Source organism: Falsiroseomonas algicola (assembly GCF_011040385.1).
In the GTDB taxonomy this organism is placed as follows: domain Bacteria; phylum Pseudomonadota; class Alphaproteobacteria; order Acetobacterales; family Acetobacteraceae; genus Falsiroseomonas; species Falsiroseomonas algicola.
The window spans coordinates 835,715-857,408 of sequence record NZ_JAAIKB010000001.1; the positions used below are offsets into that span (position 1 = coordinate 835,715).

23 protein-coding genes are annotated in these 21,694 nt (G+C 70.4%); 14 read left to right on the plus strand and 9 right to left on the minus strand.

The window, feature by feature from the left end:
- The 5 genes from G3576_RS04005 to G3576_RS04025 are packed head-to-tail and all read right to left on the minus strand — an operon-like array spanning position 1 to position 7,055.
- Positions 1 to 972 (minus strand): tripartite tricarboxylate transporter substrate binding protein, encoded by a 972-nt coding sequence (locus G3576_RS04005; protein ID WP_164693001.1) that lies wholly within the window; start codon positions 970 to 972, stop codon positions 1 to 3.
- A gap of 26 nt (positions 973 to 998) precedes the next feature.
- Entirely contained in the window at positions 999 to 2,153 is a 1,155-nt protein-coding gene (locus G3576_RS04010; protein WP_164693002.1) for an acyl-CoA dehydrogenase family protein, read from the minus strand.
- A 6-nt stretch (positions 2,154 to 2,159) separates the two neighbouring features.
- Positions 2,160 to 3,359, minus strand: a complete 1,200-nt coding sequence (locus tag G3576_RS04015; RefSeq protein WP_164693003.1) for an acyl-CoA dehydrogenase family protein — start codon at positions 3,357 to 3,359, stop codon at positions 2,160 to 2,162.
- 10 nt (positions 3,360 to 3,369) lie between these two features.
- A complete protein-coding gene (locus tag G3576_RS04020) occupies positions 3,370 to 4,938 on the minus strand; it encodes an AMP-binding protein (protein WP_328728396.1) in 1,569 nt (522 codons plus the stop codon).
- A 44-nt stretch (positions 4,939 to 4,982) separates the two neighbouring features.
- On the minus strand, positions 4,983 to 7,055 hold the full coding sequence (locus G3576_RS04025; protein ID WP_164693005.1) for a 3-hydroxyacyl-CoA dehydrogenase NAD-binding domain-containing protein: 2,073 nt from the start codon (positions 7,053 to 7,055) through the stop codon (positions 4,983 to 4,985).
- Between the two features lie 190 nt (positions 7,056 to 7,245).
- Here G3576_RS04025 and G3576_RS04030 point away from each other — a divergent pair, with 190 nt between their 5' ends.
- From G3576_RS04030 to G3576_RS04040, 3 genes are all read left to right on the plus strand, one after another.
- On the plus strand, positions 7,246 to 8,172 hold the full coding sequence (locus tag G3576_RS04030) for an NAD(P)H-dependent flavin oxidoreductase (RefSeq protein WP_164693006.1): 927 nt from the start codon (positions 7,246 to 7,248) through the stop codon (positions 8,170 to 8,172).
- Positions 8,172 to 8,972, plus strand: coding sequence for an IclR family transcriptional regulator (locus G3576_RS04035; protein ID WP_164693007.1), 801 nt, complete (start codon positions 8,172 to 8,174; stop codon positions 8,970 to 8,972). Before G3576_RS04030 ends, G3576_RS04035 begins: the two co-directional genes overlap by 1 nt.
- Before the next feature lie 65 nt (positions 8,973 to 9,037).
- Positions 9,038 to 10,627 (plus strand): ABC transporter substrate-binding protein, encoded by a 1,590-nt coding sequence (locus tag G3576_RS04040; protein ID WP_164693008.1) that lies wholly within the window; start codon positions 9,038 to 9,040, stop codon positions 10,625 to 10,627.
- Positions 10,628 to 10,698: 71 nt separating this feature from the next.
- Here G3576_RS04040 and gatB read toward each other — a convergent pair whose 3' ends face one another.
- From gatB to gatC, 3 genes are read right to left on the minus strand one after another with little or no spacing between them, the layout of a single operon-like run.
- Positions 10,699 to 12,150 carry an Asp-tRNA(Asn)/Glu-tRNA(Gln) amidotransferase subunit GatB gene (gatB, locus tag G3576_RS04045; RefSeq protein ID WP_164693009.1) on the minus strand — a complete coding sequence of 484 codons (1,452 nt, stop codon included), beginning with the start codon at positions 12,148 to 12,150 and terminating at the stop codon, positions 10,699 to 10,701.
- On the minus strand, positions 12,147 to 13,634 hold the full coding sequence (gatA, locus tag G3576_RS04050) for an Asp-tRNA(Asn)/Glu-tRNA(Gln) amidotransferase subunit GatA (protein ID WP_164693010.1): 1,488 nt from the start codon (positions 13,632 to 13,634) through the stop codon (positions 12,147 to 12,149). Before gatA ends, gatB begins: the two co-directional genes overlap by 4 nt.
- The gene (gene gatC / locus G3576_RS04055; RefSeq protein ID WP_164693011.1) at positions 13,634 to 13,930 is read right to left on the minus strand and encodes an Asp-tRNA(Asn)/Glu-tRNA(Gln) amidotransferase subunit GatC; all 297 of its coding nucleotides are present in this window, start codon (positions 13,928 to 13,930) and stop codon (positions 13,634 to 13,636) included. Before gatC ends, gatA begins: the two co-directional genes overlap by 1 nt.
- Before the next feature lie 67 nt (positions 13,931 to 13,997).
- Here gatC and ruvX point away from each other — a divergent pair, with 67 nt between their 5' ends.
- From ruvX to G3576_RS04095, 8 genes are all read left to right on the plus strand, one after another.
- Entirely contained in the window at positions 13,998 to 14,465 is a 468-nt protein-coding gene (gene ruvX / locus G3576_RS04060) for a Holliday junction resolvase RuvX (RefSeq protein WP_164693012.1), read from the plus strand.
- A 27-nt stretch (positions 14,466 to 14,492) separates the two neighbouring features.
- Positions 14,493 to 15,431, plus strand: coding sequence for an aspartate carbamoyltransferase catalytic subunit (locus tag G3576_RS04065; protein WP_164693013.1), 939 nt, complete (start codon positions 14,493 to 14,495; stop codon positions 15,429 to 15,431).
- Positions 15,428 to 15,955, plus strand: a complete 528-nt coding sequence (locus G3576_RS04070) for a hypothetical protein (protein ID WP_164693014.1) — start codon at positions 15,428 to 15,430, stop codon at positions 15,953 to 15,955. Before G3576_RS04065 ends, G3576_RS04070 begins: the two co-directional genes overlap by 4 nt.
- Before the next feature lie 124 nt (positions 15,956 to 16,079).
- Positions 16,080 to 16,598 (plus strand): hypothetical protein, encoded by a 519-nt coding sequence (locus tag G3576_RS04075; RefSeq protein ID WP_164693015.1) that lies wholly within the window; start codon positions 16,080 to 16,082, stop codon positions 16,596 to 16,598.
- The gene (locus G3576_RS04080; protein ID WP_164693016.1) at positions 16,595 to 17,155 is read left to right on the plus strand and encodes a hypothetical protein; all 561 of its coding nucleotides are present in this window, start codon (positions 16,595 to 16,597) and stop codon (positions 17,153 to 17,155) included. The genes G3576_RS04075 and G3576_RS04080 overlap by 4 nt, the downstream gene beginning before the upstream one ends.
- A 67-nt stretch (positions 17,156 to 17,222) precedes the next feature.
- Positions 17,223 to 17,723, plus strand: a complete 501-nt coding sequence (locus tag G3576_RS04085; RefSeq protein WP_164693017.1) for a hypothetical protein — start codon at positions 17,223 to 17,225, stop codon at positions 17,721 to 17,723.
- A complete protein-coding gene (locus tag G3576_RS04090; protein ID WP_164693018.1) occupies positions 17,720 to 18,196 on the plus strand; it encodes a hypothetical protein in 477 nt (158 codons plus the stop codon). The genes G3576_RS04085 and G3576_RS04090 overlap by 4 nt, the downstream gene beginning before the upstream one ends.
- A gap of 66 nt (positions 18,197 to 18,262) precedes the next feature.
- Positions 18,263 to 18,712, plus strand: coding sequence for a hypothetical protein (locus G3576_RS04095; RefSeq protein ID WP_164693019.1), 450 nt, complete (start codon positions 18,263 to 18,265; stop codon positions 18,710 to 18,712).
- Between the two features lie 21 nt (positions 18,713 to 18,733).
- Here the strand turns inward: G3576_RS04095 and G3576_RS04100 are convergent, their stop codons facing one another.
- Positions 18,734 to 19,705, minus strand: coding sequence for a Bug family tripartite tricarboxylate transporter substrate binding protein (locus G3576_RS04100; protein ID WP_164693020.1), 972 nt, complete (start codon positions 19,703 to 19,705; stop codon positions 18,734 to 18,736).
- A 153-nt stretch (positions 19,706 to 19,858) separates the two neighbouring features.
- Between G3576_RS04100 and G3576_RS04105 the strand changes: the two genes are divergently transcribed.
- The 3 genes from G3576_RS04105 (at position 19,859) to G3576_RS04115 (ending at position 21,637) form a co-directional block, all read left to right on the plus strand.
- On the plus strand, positions 19,859 to 20,428 hold the full coding sequence (locus G3576_RS04105) for a hypothetical protein (RefSeq protein ID WP_164693021.1): 570 nt from the start codon (positions 19,859 to 19,861) through the stop codon (positions 20,426 to 20,428).
- The gene (locus tag G3576_RS04110) at positions 20,425 to 21,033 is read left to right on the plus strand and encodes a hypothetical protein (protein WP_164693022.1); all 609 of its coding nucleotides are present in this window, start codon (positions 20,425 to 20,427) and stop codon (positions 21,031 to 21,033) included. Before G3576_RS04105 ends, G3576_RS04110 begins: the two co-directional genes overlap by 4 nt.
- A 142-nt stretch (positions 21,034 to 21,175) precedes the next feature.
- On the plus strand, positions 21,176 to 21,637 hold the full coding sequence (locus G3576_RS04115) for a hypothetical protein (RefSeq protein ID WP_164693023.1): 462 nt from the start codon (positions 21,176 to 21,178) through the stop codon (positions 21,635 to 21,637).
- Positions 21,638 to 21,694 lie beyond the last annotated feature (57 nt).

The following is a 21,694-nucleotide window of genomic DNA, read 5'->3' on the forward strand; positions in this document are numbered from 1 at the left end:
TCAGAACCGCAGCCCCATCGCCCGCACCATCGCGCTGTCCTCCGCGTAGAATTCCCGCGCATAGCGGGCATAGGCGGCGCCATCCGCATACATCAGCGGCATGTTGAATCGCTCCAGGATGGCGAGATGCGCGGGGTCCTGCAGCGCGTCCCGGAAGGCGTCGTGCAGCGCGGCGACGATCTCGGGGTCCATGCCCTTCGGCCCCGCCAGGCCATAGGGCGAGGAGTTCACCACGGGCACCCCGGCCTCCCGCAGGGTCGGCGCCATGGGGAAGCGCGCCGGCCGCTCCTCCCCCCAGGTCGCGAGCAGCCGGAGGCGCCCATCCAGCACCAGCTCCGCCCAGACGCTGCTCTCGGCGGAGACGTTGATCTGCCCGGCCAGCAGCGCCTGGATGTTGTCCGCGCCGCCGCGGAACGGCACATGCACCCACTGGATGCCGCCCGAAAGCTGCGCGATCCGCTCCATCGTCACGTCGAGCGTGGCGACGCCCGGCGTGCCATAGGTGATCTTCCCCGGGTTCGCCCGCGCATCCGCCAGCAATTCCTGCAGCGTGCGCCACGGCGCATCGGCGCGCACGACGATGCCGAAGGTGTAGCCCACCAGGCGGATGACCCAGGTGAAATCCTCCATCGGATCGTAGCTTGGCCGCGCCATCATCACGGGGATGCGGAAGATGGAATTCGGCATGCAGGACAGCGTGTAGCCATCCGGACGCGTCCCCTGCGCCAGCGCCGTGGCGCCCAGGCTGCCGCCGGCGCCGGGCCGGTTCTCGATCACGATGGGCTGGCCGAGGCGGCGCGACGCACCCTCGCACAGCGCGCGCATCTGGATATCCGTGGTGCCGCCTGGCGGGAAGGGAACCAGCACGCGGATGGCGCGGTCGGGGAACCGACCCTGCGCCAGTGTGGGCGAGGCGAGCACCGCCCCCGCCATCCCCAGCGCCACGCGCCGCCCGAAGCCCGTTCCCGGCATGAATCGTCTCCCCCTCTTGTTGGGGGTCAGACTGCCTCGGGCAGGCCCCCCGCCGCAACAACGACGCGCAGATGGTGGTCCACATCGCCGAACAGCGTGCCGATCATGGTCAGCCGCTTGAAGTAGTGGCCGGCCTTGTATTCCTCCGTCATCGCGATGCCGCCATGCAGCTGGATCGCATCCTTGCCGAGCTGGTCGGCGAGCTTCGCGACCAGCGCCTTGGCGGCCGACAGCGCCGTGCGCCGCGCCGCCGCATCGCCGGACTGCACCATCATCGCCGCATACATCGCCATGCTGCGCGCCTGTTCCGTCGCCACCAGCATGTCGGCGGCGCGGTGCTGCAGCGCCTGGAAATTGCCGATGGGCTGGCCGAATTGCTGGCGCTGCTTGAGGTAGTCGACCGTCAGGTCGCGCAGCACCTCCATCGCCCCCAGCGCCTCCGCGCAGAGCGCCGCATTCGCTTCATCCACCACCAGCTCGATCAGCGGCAGCGCCTGGCCCTCCGCGCCCAGCAGCGCGTCCGCTGGCACCCGCACGCCTTCCAGCACCAGCTCCGCCGCGCGAAGCCCGTCCTGCGTCGCATAGCCGCGGCGGGTGACGCCTGGTGTCGCGGGATCCAGCAGGAACAGGCTGATGCCCTCGCGATCCCGCCGTGCGCCGGATGTGCGGGCGGAGACGATGATCCGGTCCGCGCTGTCACCCGCCAGCACCACGCCCTTGGCGCCATCCAGCACCCAGGCCTCGCCATCCCGCTTCGCCGTCGTCGCGAGGTCGTGCAGGTCATGCCGCGCCTGGCGTTCCTGATGCGCGAAGGCCAGCACAGTGCTGCCCTCCACAACCCCCGGCAGGATTTCCGCGCGCTGCGCGGCGCTGCCCGCGCGCCGCAGCAGCCCGCCGGCCAGCACCACGGTCGGCAGGAAGGGCTCCAGCACCAGGCCGCGGCCGAAGGCCTCCATGACCAGCATGGTCTCGACGGGCCCGCCGCCGAAGCCGCCATCCTCCTCCGCGAAGGGCAGGCCGAGCAGCCCCATCTCCGCCAGCGCCTTCCAGTTCGCATCGGCGAAGCCGCGCGCTTCGGCGCGGTAGCCCTTGCGATGCTCGAAATCGCCATAGGCATCGGCCACGAGGCGATTGACGCTCTCGGCCAGCATGCGCTGTTCGTCGGTCAGGTCGAAATCCATCGGTGATCAGAGCCCCAAAAAGGCTTTTGCGATGATGTTGCGCTGGATCTCGTTGCTGCCGCCGTAGATCGAGACCTTGCGGTAGTTGAAGAACAGCGGCGCCGCCGCATCCGCCCATTCCGGCCCGACCGAGGGCAGGTTCAGCCCTTCCTCCTCCCGGTCCGGCCGCGGCATCGCATAAGGCCCGGCGACATCCACCAGCAGTTGCGTCGCCTGCTGCTGGATCTCGCTGCCCTTGATCTTGAGGATCGACGACGACGGATCGGGCTTGTCACTGGCCTTGCTGCGCTGCGCGGCCACGACGCGCATCTGCGTGATCTCCAGAGCCTTCAGCTCGATCTCGGACCAGGCCAAGCGGCGGCGGAAATCGGGATCGTCCCAGACCATCCCCTCCCCCGCCGGCGTCTCCTGCGCCAGGCGCTTCACCCGCGCGAGCCGCTCCTTCGTCAGCCCGATGCGCGCGATGCCGATGCGTTCGTTGGAGAGCAGGAACTTCGCGTAGTCCCAGCCCTTGTTGACCTGGCCGACCAGATTCTCGGCGGGGACGCGCACATCGTCGAAGAAGACCTCGTTCACCTCATGCCCGCCATCGATGGTGATGATCGGGCGGATGGTGATGCCGGGCGTCTTCATGTCGATGAGCAGGAAGCTGATGCCCTGCTGCTTCTTGGCCGCCGGGTCCGTGCGCACCAGGCAGAATATCCAGTCCGCATACTGCCCGAGCGTCGTCCAGGTCTTCTGCCCGTTGACGACATACTCGTCGCCTTCGAGCTTCGCCGTCGTCTTCAAGGACGCGAGGTCCGACCCCGCGCCCGGCTCCGAGAATCCCTGCGCCCACCAGATATCGAGCGTCGCCGTCTTCGGCAGGAACCGCTCCTTCTGCGCCTGCGACCCGAAGGTGGCGATGACGGGGCCGACCATGTTGACGTTGAAGGAGAGCGGCTGCGGCACGGCGCAGGCCTGGATCTCCTCGCTGAAGATGTAGCGCTGCACCGGCGACCAGTCCTTGCCGCCCCACTCAACCGGCCAGTTCGGCGTCGCCATGCCATGGGCATGCAGGACGCGCTGCGTCGTCACGATATCCTCGCGCGACAGCTTGCGCCCCTCGCTCACCTTGCGGCGGATTTCCGCCGGGATCTGGGTCTTGAAGAAGGTGCGGAGGTCGTCGCGGAAGGCGATCTCCTCCGGCGTGTAGCGGAGTTCCATGGCGTCTCTCCTAGGGGCGCGTCACGCGCGCCGCTTCCTCATCCCGCAGCGTCGCGGCCATCAGTTTCCCGGCCGCGCTGCGTGGCAGCGATTCCCGCAATTCAAGCGCAGCCGGCAGCTCATGTTTGCCGAGGCGGTCGCCCAGAAATGCGCGCAGTTCCTCCAGCGTGAAGGGGGCCGCGCCCGGCTTCAACGCGCAGAAGGCCTTCGCGGCCTGGCCGCGATAATCGTCGGGCACGCCGATGACGATGCATTCCGCAACCGCCGGGTGTTCGTAGATCGCCTGCTCGATCTGCGCGGGATAGACGTTGAAGCCGCCGGACAGAATCATGTTCTTGCGGCGATCGACCAGGGTGAAGTAGCCCTGCTCGTCCATCCATCCATTGTCGCCGGTCAGGAACCAGCCATCGATGAAGGTGTCGGCATTGTCGCGCCCCCAATAGCCCACGAAGACGTTGGGGCCACGCACGGCCATCTCCCCCACCTCGCCCGGCGGCAGGACACGCCTGGGGTCGTCCAGCGCCACGATCCGCGCATCCACGCCCGGCAGCGGCAGCCCGATCAGCCCCGCGCGGCGCGGCGCGTGCGGCGGCAGGCGCGTGCCGGCCGGCCCCGTCTCCGTCATCCCCCAGCCGCCGCCGATGCGCTGGCCGAGCACCGCTTCCAGCTTCTGCTGCACCTCGTGCGGCATCGGCGCGCCGCCCGAACTCAACTGCCGCAGGGATGACAGGTCGCGCGTCTCGATCCCCGGCAGGTTGAGGATGCCGATCCACATGGTCGGCACGCCGGGGAAGGTCGTGATGCGCAGCCGCTCCACATCATCCGCCCAGGCCGCGGCATCGAAGCGCACGCGCAGATGGCAGAGCGCGCCTTCGGAGAACTGCCGCAGCAGCACTGCCGTCAGCGCGAAGATATGGAACAGCGGCAGCGCCACCAGCACCCGCGCCGTGCCCTCGGGCAGGGAGGTCGCATCCCGCCACGCCTTGTAGCAGGCAACCGTCGCCGTCAGGTTCCCATGCGTCAGCATCGCGCCCTTGGGCGTGCCGGTGGTGCCGCCGGTGTATTGCAGCAGCGCGATATCCTCGACGCCGATCGCGGGCCAGGCGTCGGGCAAATCCGCGTCGGGCAGCGGAAGGAAATCGTTGGCAACATCCTCGCCGCCCCAGCGCGCCTCCGGCGCCAGGAACACGTCGCGCACCGCGCCCGTCTCCCGCAGCCATTGCGCATTCGCCACCAGCGATCCGAAGCCGGTGGTGATGACGCAGGTGGCCCCCGCATCCCGCGCCTTGTGCCCGATCTCCCGCTTCGCATCCAGCGCCGAGAGATGCACCACCCGCGCCCCCGTTCGCAGCACCGCGAAGAAGCAGAGCGGATGCCAGGGCGTGTTCGGCAGGTAGAGCGCCACGCAATCCCCGCGCCCGATGCCCCGCGCCATCAGCCCCGCCGCGATGCGGTCCGACCAGTCGCGCAGCTCCGCATAGCGCAGCACATGCCCGCGATATTCCAGCGCGGGCAACGCGGAAAAGCGCGCCGCCACATCGTCCAGGAAGCCCGGCAGCGTGCCCGTCCGGATGGGCACGTCCCACCGGCATTCCGGCGGGTATGCGGCGTCCCAGGGGCGCATCACCCCGCCTTCAGGCTGCCGAAGCCCTTGCCCTCCGCCGCCAGCCTGGCCAGCAGAGGGGCGGGGCGGAGCGATTCATCGCCGGTCTGGTCAGCGAATTGCGAAAGCCGCGCCGCGACCTCCGCCAGGCCCCGCGCATCGGCGTAGTGCATGGGACCGCCGCGCCAGGCTGGCCAGTTGTAGCCATTCAGCCAGACCACATCGATGTCGCCGGGCCGCGCCGCGATCCCTTCCTCCAGGATGCGCGCGCCTTCGTTCACCATCGGCAGCACCAGACGGTCGAGGATTTCGTCACCATCGATCGTGCGCCGCGTCACGCCCTCCGCGCTCGCGACCTTCTCGATCAGCGCATCGACATCCGGATCGGCCACGCCGGTCCGCGCACCCTGCGGATACAGATAAAAGCCCTTCTGCGTCTTCTGGCCGAGCCTGCCGGCCTCCACCAGCGCATCCGCCACCGGCGCGCGGCCGCCCGTCGCCTTGCGCACGCGCCAGCCGATATCGAGGCCCGCCAGATCCGTCATCGCAAACGGGCCCATCTTGAAGCCGAAGCCCATCAGCGCGGCGTCCACCTGCGCCGGCGATGCGCCCTCCAGCAGCAGCCGCTCCGCCTGGCGAGACCGCTGCGCCAGCATGCGGTTGCCGACGAAGCCGAAGCAGACGCCGACGACGACCGGTACCTTCTTCAGCTTCCGCCCGATCTCCGCCGCCGTCGCCAGCGCCTCGGCGCTCGTGTGCTTCGCGCGCACGATCTCCAGCAGCTTCATGACATTGGCCGGGGAGAAGAAATGCATGCCGAGCACATCGCCCGGCCGCGTCGTCACCGCCGCCATCGCATCGATGTCGAGGTAGGAGGTGTTGGAAGCCAGCACCGTCCCCGGCTTCGTCACCCGGTCGAGCGTCGCGAAAACCTGCTTCTTGAGGTCGAGATCCTCGAAGATCGCCTCGACGACCAGGTCGGCCTCGGCGGCGCTTTCCAGCCCGACCGCCCCCTCGATCAGCGCCATCCGCGCATCGCGCGCCTCCGCCGTCAGGCTGCCGCGCTTCACGCTGGCCTCGTAGGTCCCACGGATGCGCTCGATGCCCTTGGCGCTCGCGGCTTCGTCCGTCTCGATGACGCGGACGGGGGTGCCGGCATTGGCGAAGCACATGGCGATGCCCGCACCCATGGTGCCGGAGCCCAGCACGGCGGCGCGCTTCACCTCCCGCGGCTTCGTGCCGGCCGGCACGCCCGCGATCTTCGCCGCCTCGCGCTCCGCGAAGAAGACGTGGCGCAGCGCCTTGCTGCGGGGATCGTCGAGCAGCCGCAGGAAGGCCGCACGCTCGAAGGCCACGCCGTCCTTGAAGGGCATGTCGAAGGCCGCGCGGACGCAGGCGATGCAATCGGCGATCTGCGGCTCGTCCTTCGCGCGTGCCGCCAGCTTCGCGGCCTCCGCCTCGAAGGCCTCCCGCGATCCCAGCCCCTCATCCCGCGCCGAGACCGGCTTCGGCGTCGCGCCATCGGCCAGCGCCGCCGCATGCGCCCGCGCGGCCGCCGGCAGGTCGCCCTCCGCGATGCCGTCCGCGAGCCCCGCCTCGACCGCCGCCTTCGCCGGCAGCGGGTCGCCCTGCACCATCAGCTTCAGCGCCGCCGCCGCGCCCATCAGCCGCGGTGCCCGCTGCGTGCCGCCGGAGCCCGGCAACAGGCCGAGCTTCACCTCCGGCAGGCCGAGGCTCGCCTTCGGCCCCAGCAGCCGCGCCGTGCAGGCCATGGCCACTTCCAGCCCGCCTCCCAGCGCCGCCGCATGGATCGCCGCCACCACCGGCTTCGACGCCTGATCCAGCGCCGCCACCAGGTCGGCCAGGGTCGGCGAGGCCGGCGGCTTGCCGAATTCGGAGATGTCGGCGCCGGCGATGAAGGTCCGCCCCTCCGCCGCAATCACCAGCGCGCGCACCGCCGCATCCGCTTCCGCCCGCTTCACCGCCCCGAACAGCGCGGCGCGCAGCGCGGCCGAGAGCGCATTGACCGGCGGGTTCGAGAGCGTCGCGACGCCGATGCCGTCCACCACCTCGAACCGGACCAGATCGGCCATGCTGCGCTCCCTTTATTCCGTATCGTGGAAATGAATGGTCGTTTTCCGCCACACTGGTCGCCCATCCCCGGCAGAGCGTCAAGCCGTCAGCGCCACCATGCCACAATTCCGAATTTCGGAATTATGATGGGAAGGCTTGCCGCGCCCCCTGCCTGCCCCCATCCTCCGCCCGATCGAGCCGGAGCCCCCCATGCCCCTTCCCGCGCTTCTGCAGGGCCGCCTCAGCCTGCCCGCCATCGCCGCGCCGATGTTCATCGTCTCCCACCCCGACCTCGTCATCGCGCAATGCCAGGCCGGCATCGTCGGTTCCTTCCCGGCGTTGAACGCGCGCCCCAAGGAAGCGCTGGACGAATGGCTGACGCATCTCCGCGCCACGCTGACGGATCGCGACGCGCCCTTCGCCGTGAACCAGATCGTCCACGCCTCCAACGACCGGCTGGAGCATGACCTGGAGGTCTGCGCGAAGCACCGCGTCCCCATCATCATCACCTCGCTCCGCGCGCCCAACGCCGTGATCGACGCCGTGCATGCCTGGGGCGGCATCGTCTTTCACGACGTCACCAACCTCCGCCATGCGGAGAAGGCGCTGGAGGCGGGCGTCGATGGCCTCATCCTCGTCGCCGCCGGCGCCGGCGGCCATGCCGGCACCCTCTCCCCCTTCGCCCTCGTCGCGGAGGTGCGGCGCATCTTCGACGGGCCCATCGCGCTGTCCGGCAGCATCACCCAGGGCGGGCAGATCCTTGCCGCCCAGGCCATGGGCGCCGACCTCGCCTATATCGGCACGCGCTTCATCGCGACGCGGGAGGCCAATGCGGCGGAGGGCTACAAGCGCATGATCGTCGAAAGCAGCGCGGCCGATGTCCTCTACACCCCCTTCTTCACCGGCGTGCACGGCAACTACCTGAAGCCCTCCATCGTGGCCCAGGGCCTCGATCCCGATGCGCTGCCGCCGCGCGACAAGACGGCGATGAATTTCGGCAGCACCAGCGTGAAGGCCTGGCGGGACATCTGGGGCGCCGGCCAGGGGGTCGGCAGCATCACCGACGCGCCCACCACCGCGGAGGTCGTGGCGCGGCTCCGCGCCGAATATGCCGAGGCGCGCGAAAGGCTGCGCTGATGGCCAGGCGCCGCGCCGGCGAAACCCTGCCTGCGGAGGCCGCGGACACCGTCACTGCCCTGACCCGCGGGCTCGACGTGCTCGGCTGCTTCCGACGCGGCGATGGCCCGCTCGGCAACCAGGAGATCGCGGCGCGGGTCCGCCTGCCGCGCAGCACCGTCTCCCGCCTCACCGCCACGCTGACGCGCGCGGGCTGGCTGCTGCATGTGCCGGAGACGCAGCGCTACCGCCTCGGCCCCGCGGCCATCGCGCTGGGTGGCGCGGCGCTGGGCGGGCTCGACATCCGCGGCATCGCCCGCGCGCCGATGCAGGAACTGGCGAACCGCACCCGCGCCGTCGTGGCGCTCGGCATGCGGGACCGCCTGTCGATGCTCTACCTGGAAGTGGTCCGCAGCGACGCGCCGATCTCGCTGAACCTGGAGGCCGGGTCGCGCATCTCGCTGGCCTTCTCCGCCATGGGCCGCGCCTGGCTGGCCGCCGCGCCGGCCAATGAGCGGGAGGAGGCGCTGCTGCGGCTGCGGGAACTCGATGACGGCGCCTGGCCCCGCATCGCCGCCGGCATCGCGAAGGCGCGGGAGGACGCGGCGCGGATCGGCATCTGCTGTTCCTTCGGCGAATGGCAGGACGGCGTGAACGCCATCGCGACCAGCTTCCGGCCCGGCGGCGGGCTGCCGCTGATGGTGATCAATGTCGGCGCACCCGCCTTCGTCTGCTCGCAGGAGGCGCTGCTGGACGAAGCCCGCCCCGCGCTGCTCGACCTCGCCCGCGGGCTGGAGGGCGTGCTGGACCGACCGCATTGACCCGCCGCCGCAAGGGTGCCTAGCCTCCCCCCGCTGTCGCGAAGAACAGCGAGGAGGAAGCTGCCATGCAACGTCGTTCCCTGCTTCAGGCGGGGGCGGGGCTCGGCCTGTTCGCCGGCCACGCGCCCGCCATCGCCCAGCCCGCCCGCGCGGCCACGCTGCGCTTCGTGCCGCAGGCGAACCTGACGGCGCTCGACCCCATCTGGACCAGCGCCATCGTCACCCAGATGCATGGCTACCACGTCTATGACACGCTCTATGCGCTGGACGGCCAGCTGCGCCCGAAGCCGCAGATGGCGGAGGGACACGAGACCTCCGCCGATGGCCGGACCTGGCGGATCAGGCTGCGCGACGGCCTCCGCTTCCATGATGGCGAACCCGTCCGCGCCCAGGATTGCGCCGCCAGCCTGGCGCGCTGGGCGCGGCGCGACCCCTTCGGCCAGATCCTGGCGCAATCCGTCGATGAATGGCGCGCCGCCGACGACCGCACGCTGGAGATCCGGCTGAAGCGCCCCTTCCCGCTGCTGCTGGAGGCGCTGGCCAAGCCCGACGCCAACGTCCCCTTCATCATCCCCGCTCGCCTGGCCGCGACGGATGCCAACGCCCAGGTCAGCGACCCCGTCGGCAGCGGCCCCTACCGCTTCGTCCGCGACGAATTCGTCAGCGGCAGCCGCGTGGTCTATGCGAAGAACGAGGCCTACCAGCCTCGATCCGAAGCCGCGGAAGGCGCCTCCGGCGGTAAGGTCGCGCATTTCCCGCGGATCGAGTGGCACATCCTGCCGGACCCGGCGACGGCCGCCGCCGCGCTGCAGGCCGGCGAGGTGGATTGGCTGGAACAGCCCCTGTCCGACCTGATCCCGACGCTCGCGCGCAACCGCAACATCCAGGTGGGCGTGCTGGCGGAGGCCGGCCTCATGTCCATCATGCGCCTCAACCACCTGCAGCCGCCCTTCAACAATTTGAAGGTCCGGCAGGCCGTGGCGCTGGCGGTGGACCAGTCGGAATACATGCGATCGACGCTCGGCGACGACCGCAGCATCTGGCGCGAATGCCACAGCCTGTTCCCCTGCGGCACGCCCTATGGCGTCGAGGATCTCTCACCACTCAACGCCGCGCCGCGCAGCCTGGACCGCGCCCGCGCCGCGCTCCAGGCGAGCGGCTACAACGGGGAGAAGGTGGTGATCATCAACCCCACCGATTTCCCGCTGATCGGCCCCCATGGCCAGATCACCGCGGACCGGCTGAAGCGCATCGGCATGAATGTCGAACTCGCCGAGACCGATTGGGGCACCGTCGTGCAGCGCCGCGTCCGCACCGAACCGACCGAGCGCGGCGGCTGGAGCATCTTCCACACCTATGGCAGCTCGCTCGGCTACCTGAACCCGGCCGTGTCGTCGCTGGTGAAGGGGCCCGGGCCGACGGGCTGGTTCGGCTGGTATGACAGCGCCCGCGCGCAGGAGCTGATCCAGGCCTGGTTCGACGCACCCAATGCCGACCAGCAACAGACCCTGGCGAACGAGATCAACCGCCTGGCGCAGGACGATGTCGCCACCATCCCGCTCGGCCAGTTCACGGTGCGCAACGCCTGGCGGCGGAGCATCACGGGGATGGTGAAGGGCAGCATGCCGTACCCGTGGGGGGTACGGCCGGCCTAGGCATCGACCCCCTCACCCACCGTCGGGCGCAGTGCGCCCGACCCCCCAACCGGCGGAGAGGGCTTTTCGAGTCAGCCGCCCAGCTTCGCCTTCAGCACCTCATTCACCAGGGCCGGGTTCCCCTTGCCCTGGAGCGCCTTCATCGTCTGGCCGACGAAGAAGCCGAACAGCGTCACCTTGCCGGCCTTGTACTGCTCCACCTGGCCCGCATTGGCGGCCAGCACCTTGTCCACCGCGGCATCGATGGCGCCGGTATCCGTCACCTGCTTCAACCCGCGCGCCTCCACGATCGCGGCGGGCGTCTTGCCCTCCTCGAACATGATCTCCAGCACGTCCTTGGCGATCTTGCCGTTGATCGTCTTGTCCGCGATCAGGTCGATCAGCGCGCCGAGGTCGGCGGCCGGCACCGGGCTTTCCTCGATGCCGACGCCGCGCTTGTTCAGATGCGCGAAGAAGTCGCCGGTCAGCCAGTTCGCCACCGTCTTGGCGTCGCGCCCCTTGGCCACTGCCTCGAAGAAGACGGCCGTCTCCTTCTCCAAGGTCAGCACATGGGCGTCATAGGGCGAGAGCCCCATGGCGACGTAGCGCGCGCGGCGCGCATCCGGCAGTTCCGGCAGCGCGGCCTTCAGCGCCTCCACCCAGTCGCTCTCCAGCACCAGCGGGGGAAGGTCGGGCTCCGGGAAGTAGCGGTAGTCATGCGCATCCTCCTTGGACCGCATGGAGCGCGTCGTGCCGCGGCTGGTGTCGAAGAGGCGCGTCTCCTGCACCACCTCCCCGCCATCCTCCCAGACCTCGATCTGCCGCCGCGCCTCGGCCTCCACCGCCTGCATGACGAAGCGGATGGAGTTGACGTTCTTCACCTCGCAGCGCGTGCGATATCCCTCGCCGGCCTTGCGGACGGAGACATTGACGTCGGCCCGCATGGACCCCTCGTCCATGTTGCCGTCGCAGGTGCCGAGGTAGCGGAGGATCTGCCGCAGCTTGGACAAGTAGGCCCCGGCTTCCTCCGGCGACCGCATGTCGGGTTCGCTGACGATCTCCATCAGCGCCACGCCCGACCGGTTCAGGTCGATGAAGCTCTTGGACGGATGCTGGTCATGCAGCGACTTGCCCGCATCCTGTTCCAGGTGCAGCCGCGTGATACCGATGGACTTCACCGTGCCGTCGGCCAGCGTGATCTCCACCGCGCCTTCCCCGATGATGGGGTGCGCGAACTGGCTGATCTGATAGCCCTGCGGCAGGTCCGCGTAGAAGTAGTTCTTGCGGTCGAAGCGGGACCAGAGGTTGACCTTGGCGTTCAGGCCAAGCCCCGTCCGCACCGCCTGCGCCACGCATTCCTGGTTGATGACGGGCAGCATGCCGGGGAAGCCGGCATCGATGAAGCTGACCTGGCTGTTCGGCTCCGCCCCGAAGGCGGTGGCGGCGCCGCTGAACAGCTTGGACTGGCTGATCACCTGGGCATGGACCTCAAGCCCGATGACGAGTTCCCAGGGGCCCGTGCGGCCTTCGATCGTGTAGGTCATGCCCCAGCCCTCAGCCCCGGTGCCGCCGTGAAATTCGCGGCCCGCTCGATCGCGTGGCCGACTGCGAAGACGCTTTCCTCGTCGAAGGCCTTGCCGATCACCTGCAGGCCGAGCGGCAGCCCCTGCCCGTCCAGCCCCGCCGGCACAGCGAGCCCCGGCAGGCCCGCCAGGTTCGCCGTCACGGTGAAGACGTCGTTCAGGTACATCGTCACCGGGTCGTCCTGCTTCTCATCCATCCCGAAGGCGGCCGAGGGCGTGGCGGGGGTGACGATGGCGTCCACCTGCTTGAACGCCTCCTCGAAGTCCCGCCGGATCAGCGCGCGGATCTTCTGCGCCTTGAGGTAGTAGGCATCGTAGTAGCCGGCGCTCAGCACATAGGTGCCGATCATGATGCGCCGCTTCACCTCCGCCCCGAAGCCCGCGGCGCGGGTGCGCTCATAGAGGTCCCGCAGGTCGGAACCCGGCTCCGTCACCCGGCTGCCGAAGCGCACGCCGTCATAGCGCGCGAGGTTGGAGGACGCCTCCGCCGGCGCCACGATGTAGTAGGTCGGCAGCGCATACTTGGTGTGCGGCAGGCTGATCTCCACCGTCTCCGCGCCCTGCTCCCGCAGCCAGGCCAGGCCCTGGTCCCACAGCGCCCCGATCTCCGGCGCCAGGCCATCCAGCCGGTATTCCTTCGGCACCCCGATCCGCAGCCCCTTCACGCCGCGACGGCAGGCCGCGGCGAAGTTCGGCACCGCGATGTCGGCGCTGGTGGAATCCTTCGGGTCGAAGCCCGCCATGGATGTCAGCAGCAGCGCGCAATCCTCGACCGTGCGCGCCACCGGCCCGGCCTGGTCCAGGCTCGACGCGAAGGCCACGATCCCGAAGCGGGAGCAGCGCCCATAGGTCGGCTTGATGCCCGCGATGCCGCAGAAGGCCGCGGGCTGGCGGATGGACCCGCCCGTGTCGGTCGCCGTCGCCCCCAGCGCCATCCGCGCCGCGACCGCGGCGGCGGAGCCGCCTGACGACCCGCCCGGCACCAGCCGCGTGTCCGGGTCGTTGGCGCGGGACCACGGATTCTCCACCGGCCCCGCCGCGCTGGTCGTGTTGGACGACCCCATGGCGAATTCGTCGAGGTTCGCCTTGCCGAGGAAGACCGCCCCGTCATCCAGCAGCTTCTGCGACACCGTGCTCTCATAGGGCGGCACGAATCCCTTGAGGATGCGGCTGCCCGCCGTCGTCTCCGTCCCCGCCGTGCAGAACAGGTCCTTGATGGCGAGCGGAATGCCCTCCAGCGCCCGCGCCTCGCCCCGCTTACGGCGCGCATCGCTCTCCGCCGCCTGGGCCAGCGCCTTCTCCGCCGTGACGGTGATGTAGGCGTTGAGTCGCGGGTTCAGCTTCGCGATCCCGTCGAGATGCGCCTGCGTCAGCTCCACGCTGCTGATGGCGCCTTCCTCCAGCGCGGCGAGGGCGCCGGCCAGGGTGAAATCGGTCGGATGCATCACTCAACCACCTTCGGCACGCCGAACCAGGCGCCCATGCGGTCCGGCGCATTGGCCAGGACCTGTTCCGCGCGATCGCCATCGGTCACGGCATCCGGCCGCAGCCTTGCCTGTACCTGGCCCACCGGGCTGCCGCCCGCCATGGGCTCCACCCCTTCCGTATCAACGGCTTGCAGTTGCTCGATCCAGCCGAGGATGCCGTTGATCTCGGCCTGCATGCGGGAAAGCTCGTCGTCTTCCAGCCGGATGCGGGCCAGCGAGGCGATGCGCCGGACGGTTGCGGAATCGAGGGACATGGGGAGGCGAAAATCCTTGATATCGCTTGGTTTGCCCAAAGCGAGGCGCCGGACCATAACTTCCGCCATGCCCATCTTCAACATGGCCGACCTCCGCGCCGCGCTGCCGCGCCATTCCCGCCTGATCGGGATCGACCCCGGGGCGCGGACGATCGGGCTCGCGCTGTCCGACGTGCTGCTGATGCTGGCGACGCCCTATGGGTCGCTGCCCCGCGGCAAGATGGGCAGGACGGCCGCTGACCTGGCCGCGATCGCGGCGAAGGAGGGCGCGGGCGGCCTGGTGGTCGGCCTGCCGCTCTCCATGGATGGCAGCTTCGGCCCCGCCGCCCAGGCCGCGAAGGATTTCGGGCGCGACCTGGCGAATGCCGCCGGGCTGCCGGTGGCCTTCTGGGACGAACGCCTGTCCTCGGCGGCGGTGAACCGGGCAATGATCGAGGCCGACGTGACGCGAGCGAAGCGCGCCAAGGCGGTGGATGCGGCGGCGGCGGCCTACATGCTGCAGGCGGCCTTGGACGCGAGCGTCCCCCCCGGCTAGGTTCCGCCCAACCAGCGGCGAGTCCCCATGTTCCCCTTCCCCCACCGCCACCTGCTCGCGATCGAGGGCCTCGAGCCCCCCTATATCGCCGACCTCCTCGACCTCGCGGAGAGCTACGCCCTGCTGAACCGCCAGGGGAAGACGCAGCGCGACCTGCTGAAGGGCCGCACGCTCATCAACCTCTTCTTCGAGGACAGCACGCGGACGCGCACCAGCTTCGAACTCGCGGGCAAGCGGTTGGGCGCCGATATCGTCAACATGTCCGTCTCCACCAGCAGCGTGAACAAGGGGGAGACGCTGCTCGACACCGCCTCCACCCTGAACGCCATGAAGACGGATCTGCTGGTGATCCGCCACGGCCAGTCCGGCGCGCCGGCGCTGCTGGCGCAGAAGCTGGACGCCGCCGTCATCAATGCCGGCGACGGCACGCATGAACACCCGACCCAGGCGCTACTCGATGCCCTGACCATCCGCCGCCGCAAGGGCACGCTGGAGGGGCTGACCGTCGCCATCTGCGGCGACGTGCTGCACTCCCGCGTCGCGCGGTCCAACATCCATCTCCTGCTGGCCATGAACTGCCGGGTCCGCATCGTCGGCCCGCCGACCCTGATCCCGGCCGAGGCCGCGTCGCTGGGCGTCGAGGTGCATCATTCCATGAAGACGGGGCTGAAGGACGCCGACGTCGTCATGATGCTGCGCCTGCAGAAGGAACGGATGACCGGCGGCCTGGTCCCCAGCGCGCGGGAGTTCTTCCGCTTCTACGGCCTGGATGCCGAGAAGCTCTCCCACGCCAAGCCCGACGCCATCGTCATGCACCCCGGTCCCATGAACCGCGGCGTCGAGATCGACAGCGCCATCGCCGACGATCCCGTGCGGTCCGTGATCGGGGAGCAGGTGGAGATGGGCGTCGCCGTGCGGATGGCGGTGCTGGACGTGCTGGCGCGGGGCCTGCGCCGCAACGCGTGAGCAGCGGCAAGCCGCCACCACCCGACGCCTTCCGCCTCTCCGGCCCCGTCACGGTGACGGAGGTCCTGGTCTGCGTCGTGATCTGGCTTGCCCTGTGCTGGTTCCCCGCGGATCTGCCGCGCCTGGCGCGGGAGCGCTGGATTGCCATCACCGGCACCTCGGTCCAGGCCACCGTCACCGGCGTGACATCGGGCGGGGAGCGTGTCCCGAAGCGCGGCCATCCCTTCCTCGTCACGCTGGAAGCCCAGCTGCCCGACGGCCGGCAGGTCCGGACGCCGGCCCCGGTCACGCTGTTCAGCATGAGCCTCGACCCTGACGCGCGCGATGCCCATGGCGGCCAGCGCCAGCGCCCGCCCCTCCTTGGCGAGACGCTTGCGGCCTATGCCGATGCGCGCGGCGCCGGAAGGCTGGTGCTGGAGGAGGCGTTGATGCGCCTTGGCTTTGCGCTTTCCTGGATGTCGCTCATCGCCGCCGCCCTCATCTACGGCGCATGGCGCGCCCGGAACCTGCCCCCTTCGCCATGAAGCGGCTGTCGCGGCCGGAACGGTCGGGCCGCGCCGCCAGGGTTGCAGGCGGGTCCTCGATCGACCAGCTTGGCTGCACCGATGCTGGATCGCATCGACAGGCGGCAGCGCGGGAGGAGCCCTGGTGACCGATCAGCCGCCGCCGGCGCGCTACCTTGCGCACCGCCGCCTGGTCCCGGCCGATCGGCGCGAGGCGATCCAGCGAATCGTGGGCAGCCTTGGCTTTTTCTTGCTGTTCCTGGCCATTAGCGGCCTGCCCGGGGAACGCTGGATCGCCATCACCTGGCCCCGGGTGGAGGCCACCGTGACCAGCGCTGTACCAGGCGGTGAACTGGAGAAGCAGGGCTACCCCTTCCACGTGATGCTGGAAGCCACGCTGCCCGATGGCCGCCGGATCGCCCCGCCAGCCCCGGTGACGCTGTACAGCAGCACCCTGGACCCCAGCGCCCGCCAGCCCTACGGCGAAGGCCGTCGGCGCCCGCCCCAGCCCGGCGAAACGGTGCCCGCCTATGCGGATGCGCGCGGCGCCGGGACCCTGCTGCCGATCGAGAACATGAAGAAGGTCGGCTTGGCCATCATCCTGGGACTTTTCGTGAGTTTCAACATCGGCATCAGCGTCTGGCGCCTGCAGAACCCGCCATGACGGAACGGCCTTTCCTGCACGCGCTGCGATGGCGCGACCGGGCCAGCCAGGCGGCCGACGCCCGGAACCGCTTCATCCCGGCAACACGGCGCGTGGCGCTGGCCTGGATCGTGATGTCGACCGCTTTCCTGATACTCGAAGGCAGTCTCGCGCGGCTGTTGCGCGAGCGCTGGATGGCGCTGACCTGGACGAAGGTGGAGGCCAGCGTCACCGGCGTGGCCCCGGGCGGAGAGCGTCATCCGAATCGAGGATTTCCGTTCCTGGTCTCGCTCGAAGCCACGCTGCCGGACGGACGCGTGATGGCCACGCCGGCGCCCGTCCTGCTGTTCAGCCGGACACTCGACCCAGGCGCACCCGCCAGGTCCAGCACCCACCGCTCCCGCGCCCCGCAGCCGGGTCAGACGCTGCCGGCCTACGTCGATGCGCACGGCACGGGCGCCTTCGTGCCGGTCGAGCGCATGCTGCCCTTCTGGCTGACGGTGCCATGGGTGGCCCTCCCGCTGCTCACCATCGGCTTCGGCCTATGGCGTCTGTTCAACCCGCCCCCGGCGCCATGACGCCGCCCTTTTCCCCCATGGCTGGCACCTCCGCCCAGCGGCACCGCTGCCGCGCGCGGCGGATGGCATGACGGGCGAGGCGCGCCACCGTCGCTGGTCGCGGATCGGCGCCTCGGCCGCCGCCTGCCTTGCCTTCCTGGTCGCCTTCGGCATCGACATCGCGCTCCGCGACGCCTGGATCTCCCAGACCTGGCCGAGGGCGGACGCCATCGTGACCGCGGTCGGGCCGCCCGGACCCCGGCTGAACGGCTTCCGGGAAGCCAAGGGCCTCCCCTACCGCGTCAGCCTGTCGGTCGAGGGCCCCGACGGCCAGCGGCAGGAGGCGCCGGCGCTGGCGCCGCTGACCAGCGCCTACTCGACCCTGGAGCCCGTGCCCGAAGGCGGCAGCCGACCGCCGCCCCGGGTGGGTGATCGCCTGGCGGTGCACCTCCATCCCGCCGGCGATGGCCGCGCGATGCCACGGGAGAATCTGCACGATCGCGGCGGAAGCCTGATGATCTTCGGGTCGATCGCGTTGATCATCCTGCTCAACAGCCTGCGCGATCGCTGGCGCGCCTGGACGGCATGACCAAGCCAGCCCCCATGACGCGCAACCTGACCTGGGGCTTCCTGTGGGGCGCCATCGCCCCCCTGCTGCTGGCACTCATCATCACCGGCATCGTGCTCCGCCAGGCCTCGACGCACCCCGGCGAGCCCTCCGAGGTGCTGGTGGAATGGACCGGCCGCTCCTTCAGCAAGCCGCGCCGGGTCGAGATGGCCTTCATCGTCACCGATCCCGCCGGCAACGCCGCCACCATCGAAGCCGGCCAACGCTATCGCGGCGAGGTCGGCCTCGGCATGTGGGGCAAGGTTCCAAGCGCCGGCGACCAACTCCGCGTCTACCTGCCGCCAGACCGCTTCCCCGAGCTGGTGCCGGTGGACGGCCGAACCGCGGCGCGGGGGACTCTCGCCATCCTGCCATTCTTCTGGCTGATGGCCCTCCTCTGGCTCTTCGTCGCCGCCGCGCTCCATTGGGGCTTCAGCAGCACCAAGCCAAAATAGCATACTTTATTCTTGTCGATCACGCTGCCGTGATCCATGCTGAGCGCATCCCCACGGAGGCCTCGCATGACCACCATCGCCTGGGATGGCCGCACCCTTGCCGGCGACCGCCGCGGCAATGCCGGCGGCATGGCCTATGAACTGATCAAGATCCGCCGCACCGGCGATGGCCGCCTGCTCGGCTTCTCCGGCGATATCGGCGTCGGGATGCTGATGCTGGACTGGCTGGATCGGGGCGGCGCCCGCCCTCCCCAGCAGGACACCGACCGCTGGGCGACCGTGCTGGAAATCACCCCCGACGGCGCCTGCTGGTGCCACGGCCGCGACAGCCGCTGGCGGATCGAGCAGCCCTTCTTCGCCATCGGCTCGGGCCGGGACTTCGCCCTGGCCGCCATGGCGTGCGGCCGCAGCGCCGCGGAGGCGGTCGACCTCGCCGCCCGCTTCGACACCGGCACGGGAAATGGCGTGGACGCACTGGCGCTGGAAGCCACGCCTGCGCTGCGCGTCGCGGCGTAAGCCGCGCGGGGATTTGTTCGCCTAATCCGCCGTCGCTCCGCTCGCCCGCACCACCGGCACCCATTCCGCCAGTTCCCGCCGCAGGAAGGCGGCGAACTCCGCCGGGCTGCCCTCCGCGATCGGCGGCAGGTCCTGCTCCTCCAGCCTTGCCTTGTTCCCGGGGTCCGTCACCGCCGCCCGCACCGCCTCGTTCATTCGCGTCACGATCGCGGCCGGCGTCCCGGCAGGCGCGAAAAGCCCGAACCAGGAATAGGCCTTGTACTGCGGCAGCCCTGCCTCCGCCGCCGTCGGCACATCCGGCATCAGCGGAGACCGTGCCCCCGTCGCCACCGCCAGGCAGCGCAGCCGCCCGGCCGCGTGGTGCGGCGCGATCAGCGCCGGCGTGTCGAAACAGATGGAGACCTGCCCCGCCAGCATGTCCGTCAGCATCGGCGCGCTGCCGCGATACGGCACATGCGTCGCCTCCGCCCCGATGGCGTTCAGGAAAGCCACCGCCCCGATATGCGCCGACCCGCCCGCGCCCCCGGTGCCATAGGCATACCTGCCCGGATTGGCCTTCAGCAGCGCCACCAGCCCGCGCAGATCGCTCACTCCCAATGACGGATGCACCGTGATGCAGATCGGCACCATCACCGTCGGCGCCACCGCCACGAAATCCCGCTCCGGGTCATAGGGCAGCCGCGCGCCATACAGGCCCACGGCCAGCACATGGGTCGAGATCGTCCCCATCACGAAGACGCTGCCATCCGGCGGCGACTTCGCCACGCTGTCCGACCCGATCGTGCCCCCCGCCCCGCCCCGGTTCTCGATCACCACCGGCTGCCCCAGCACCTGCTGGATGCGCGGCGCCAGCAGCCGGGTGGAGACATCCGTGCTGCCCCCCGCCGCGAAGGGCACCACGATGCGCACCGGCCGCGTCGGCCAGGGCGCCTGCGCGCGGGCGATGCCGGGCAGCGCCAGGGCGGGGAGGAGAAGGGCGGAACGACGATGCATGCGGCGGGCCTCGGGGTGAAGCTTCGACCATAGGCCACCGGCACGCCGTCGCCACCAGCCTGGCAAGCCTCCGTTACGATGGCGGCGCCGTTGCTGCCAGCGTAGCATGCGGCTCGATGCACAACATGCGCGCAGCCTGGGCAAGCCCGACCCGTGCCTGATCCGGCGCCCCCGTCCCCCTGGGGCCCCTTCGCCTGCAACCCCCTGGCGCGCAGCCAGGCGCTTCTGCTGGCCTTCACCCTGGCCGCCCTGCCGGTCGCCTGGCTCGGTCGCTGCGCGGAGATCGCGTGGATCCGCCTGATCGCCACGCCCGCCGAGGCCGTGATCATCGGCCCTCCCCGGGTGGAGCCCAGCAGCGGGCGCGGCGGGCCCAACCATTGGCCCATGCTCCAGGTCACGCTGCCGGACGGCCGCGCCGTCACCGCGACCGCCTCCCATCCGCTCAAGGTCGAGATCATCCCCGGCGCCAACGAGGCTACCGCGCCGATCCGGCGTCCGCCCCAGGCGGGCGACCGCATCGCCATCCGCCTGCACGGCGCCGATCCCGTGCGGCTCACGCCGGAACGGGCCCTCGCCTTCAACTGGTCACCGCTGGTGGAGGCCATCTTCCTCCTGGCCCTGACCTCCATCGCCTACCCGATCCTGCGCGGCCGCAAGCCGGACGGCCGGCTTCCATTCGAAGACCCGGCCCGGCTCAACGCTCTCATCCGCCGCAGCCGATGAGCGGCTCCCGGCCCGACACGCCCGATGCCTGCCCGCCGGGCTGGCGCCCCTGGCTGCGCAAGCCGCTCCGCCGCCGCGTCGCCTTGCCGCTGTCCTTTCTGCTCGCCGCGCTCGCCGTCGGCATCCCGGGCCGCACGGCGGAAGTCGCCTGGCTCCGCCTGGTCGGGATCAGGGCGGAGGCCGTCATCATCGGCACCCCGCCGCCCACACCCAGCACCGACCGCGGTGGCCCCGATTTCTGGCCGCTGCTGTCCATCACCCGGCCCGACGGCACCACGATCGAGGCGATCGCCTCCCACCCCCTCCGCACCGTCATCATCCCGCCGGCGAGGGGCAGCACCGAATGGACGCGGCGCACGCCGCAGGAAGGCGACCGGGTCGCCGTGCGCCTCACCGGGCGCGACCCGCCCCGCATCACGCCAGAGCGCGCGCTGGCCTACGGGCAGAGCCCCCTGGTGGAGAGCTTCGTCCTCCTCATCATCGCCTCGCTGCTCTACTCGCTGTTCCGCAACCATCCCCCCATGTCGCGGCGCGATGCCACGGCTGGAACAGGGCTGCTCGACCTGCTGCGGCGGAAGCGTGGACCACATGACCGCAGCGTCTGACCCACCCGGCGAGCGACCATCCCAAGGCCCCTACCGGCCCAGCCATCTCCATCTCCTGAGAGGCTCGCGCCTGTTCTGGCCCGCCCTGCTGGAGGAGACCCGCCGCCTTCCGGAAGACCGCCTTCGGCGATCGGAAGCGCGGGTGCTGCTGTGCGGCCTGGTGTCCTGCATCGTCGCCGTGATCTTCGTGCCGGACATGGTCGACGACCTCCGCACCCGCTGGGCCTGGCAACCCATGCCAGCCACCATCGTCAACGCGGAGCGCGTCGTTCAGGCGCGCAAGGACACCACCTGCTTCCGGCTGCGCCTCGATGTCGAGGCGTCGGGAAGCGCGGTTCCCACCGTCACCACCACCTCGCACCCGCATTGCCTGCGCGGAAGCTGGTCCAGCCCGCCCCGCCAACCCCAGCCTGGGGAGCGCATCAACGTCCGCGCCGATCCGGACGACCTGAGCCGGGTCATCCCGGACAGCGCCCTCCTGAATCTTGGCCAGTATGTCGCGATCGTCTTCGTCACGATCCTCGGCATCATCCCGACCGCCCTGGCCCTCATCGGCCACCGCGCCGCAAGGCAGGTCCTGCGCGAACGCGCGGGCCGCGCCTGAGGCCCTATGGAGGTCCTGCGCCGCCGCGCGCGGAGCAGGGCATGGCACCATCGACAT

Coding starts and splice junctions, on each gene's coding strand:
- G3576_RS04005 (WP_164693001.1), bottom strand. CDS start 972: ATGCCGGGAACGGGCTTCGGGCGGCGCGTGGCGCTGGGGATGGCGGGG.
- G3576_RS04010 (WP_164693002.1), bottom strand. CDS start 2,153: ATGGATTTCGACCTGACCGACGAACAGCGCATGCTGGCCGAGAGCGTC.
- G3576_RS04015 (WP_164693003.1), bottom strand. CDS start 3,359: ATGGAACTCCGCTACACGCCGGAGGAGATCGCCTTCCGCGACGACCTC.
- G3576_RS04025 (WP_164693005.1), bottom strand. CDS start 7,055: ATGGCCGATCTGGTCCGGTTCGAGGTGGTGGACGGCATCGGCGTCGCG.
- G3576_RS04030 (WP_164693006.1), top strand. CDS start 7,246: ATGCCCCTTCCCGCGCTTCTGCAGGGCCGCCTCAGCCTGCCCGCCATC.
- G3576_RS04035 (WP_164693007.1), top strand. CDS start 8,172: ATGGCCAGGCGCCGCGCCGGCGAAACCCTGCCTGCGGAGGCCGCGGAC.
- G3576_RS04040 (WP_164693008.1), top strand. CDS start 9,038: ATGCAACGTCGTTCCCTGCTTCAGGCGGGGGCGGGGCTCGGCCTGTTC.
- gatB (WP_164693009.1), bottom strand. CDS start 12,150: ATGACCTACACGATCGAAGGCCGCACGGGCCCCTGGGAACTCGTCATC.
- gatA (WP_164693010.1), bottom strand. CDS start 13,634: ATGCATCCGACCGATTTCACCCTGGCCGGCGCCCTCGCCGCGCTGGAG.
- gatC (WP_164693011.1), bottom strand. CDS start 13,930: ATGTCCCTCGATTCCGCAACCGTCCGGCGCATCGCCTCGCTGGCCCGC.
- ruvX (WP_164693012.1), top strand. CDS start 13,998: ATGCCCATCTTCAACATGGCCGACCTCCGCGCCGCGCTGCCGCGCCAT.
- G3576_RS04065 (WP_164693013.1), top strand. CDS start 14,493: ATGTTCCCCTTCCCCCACCGCCACCTGCTCGCGATCGAGGGCCTCGAG.
- G3576_RS04080 (WP_164693016.1), top strand. CDS start 16,595: ATGACGGAACGGCCTTTCCTGCACGCGCTGCGATGGCGCGACCGGGCC.
- G3576_RS04085 (WP_164693017.1), top strand. CDS start 17,223: ATGACGGGCGAGGCGCGCCACCGTCGCTGGTCGCGGATCGGCGCCTCG.
- G3576_RS04090 (WP_164693018.1), top strand. CDS start 17,720: ATGACCAAGCCAGCCCCCATGACGCGCAACCTGACCTGGGGCTTCCTG.
- G3576_RS04095 (WP_164693019.1), top strand. CDS start 18,263: ATGACCACCATCGCCTGGGATGGCCGCACCCTTGCCGGCGACCGCCGC.
- G3576_RS04100 (WP_164693020.1), bottom strand. CDS start 19,705: ATGCATCGTCGTTCCGCCCTTCTCCTCCCCGCCCTGGCGCTGCCCGGC.
- G3576_RS04110 (WP_164693022.1), top strand. CDS start 20,425: ATGAGCGGCTCCCGGCCCGACACGCCCGATGCCTGCCCGCCGGGCTGG.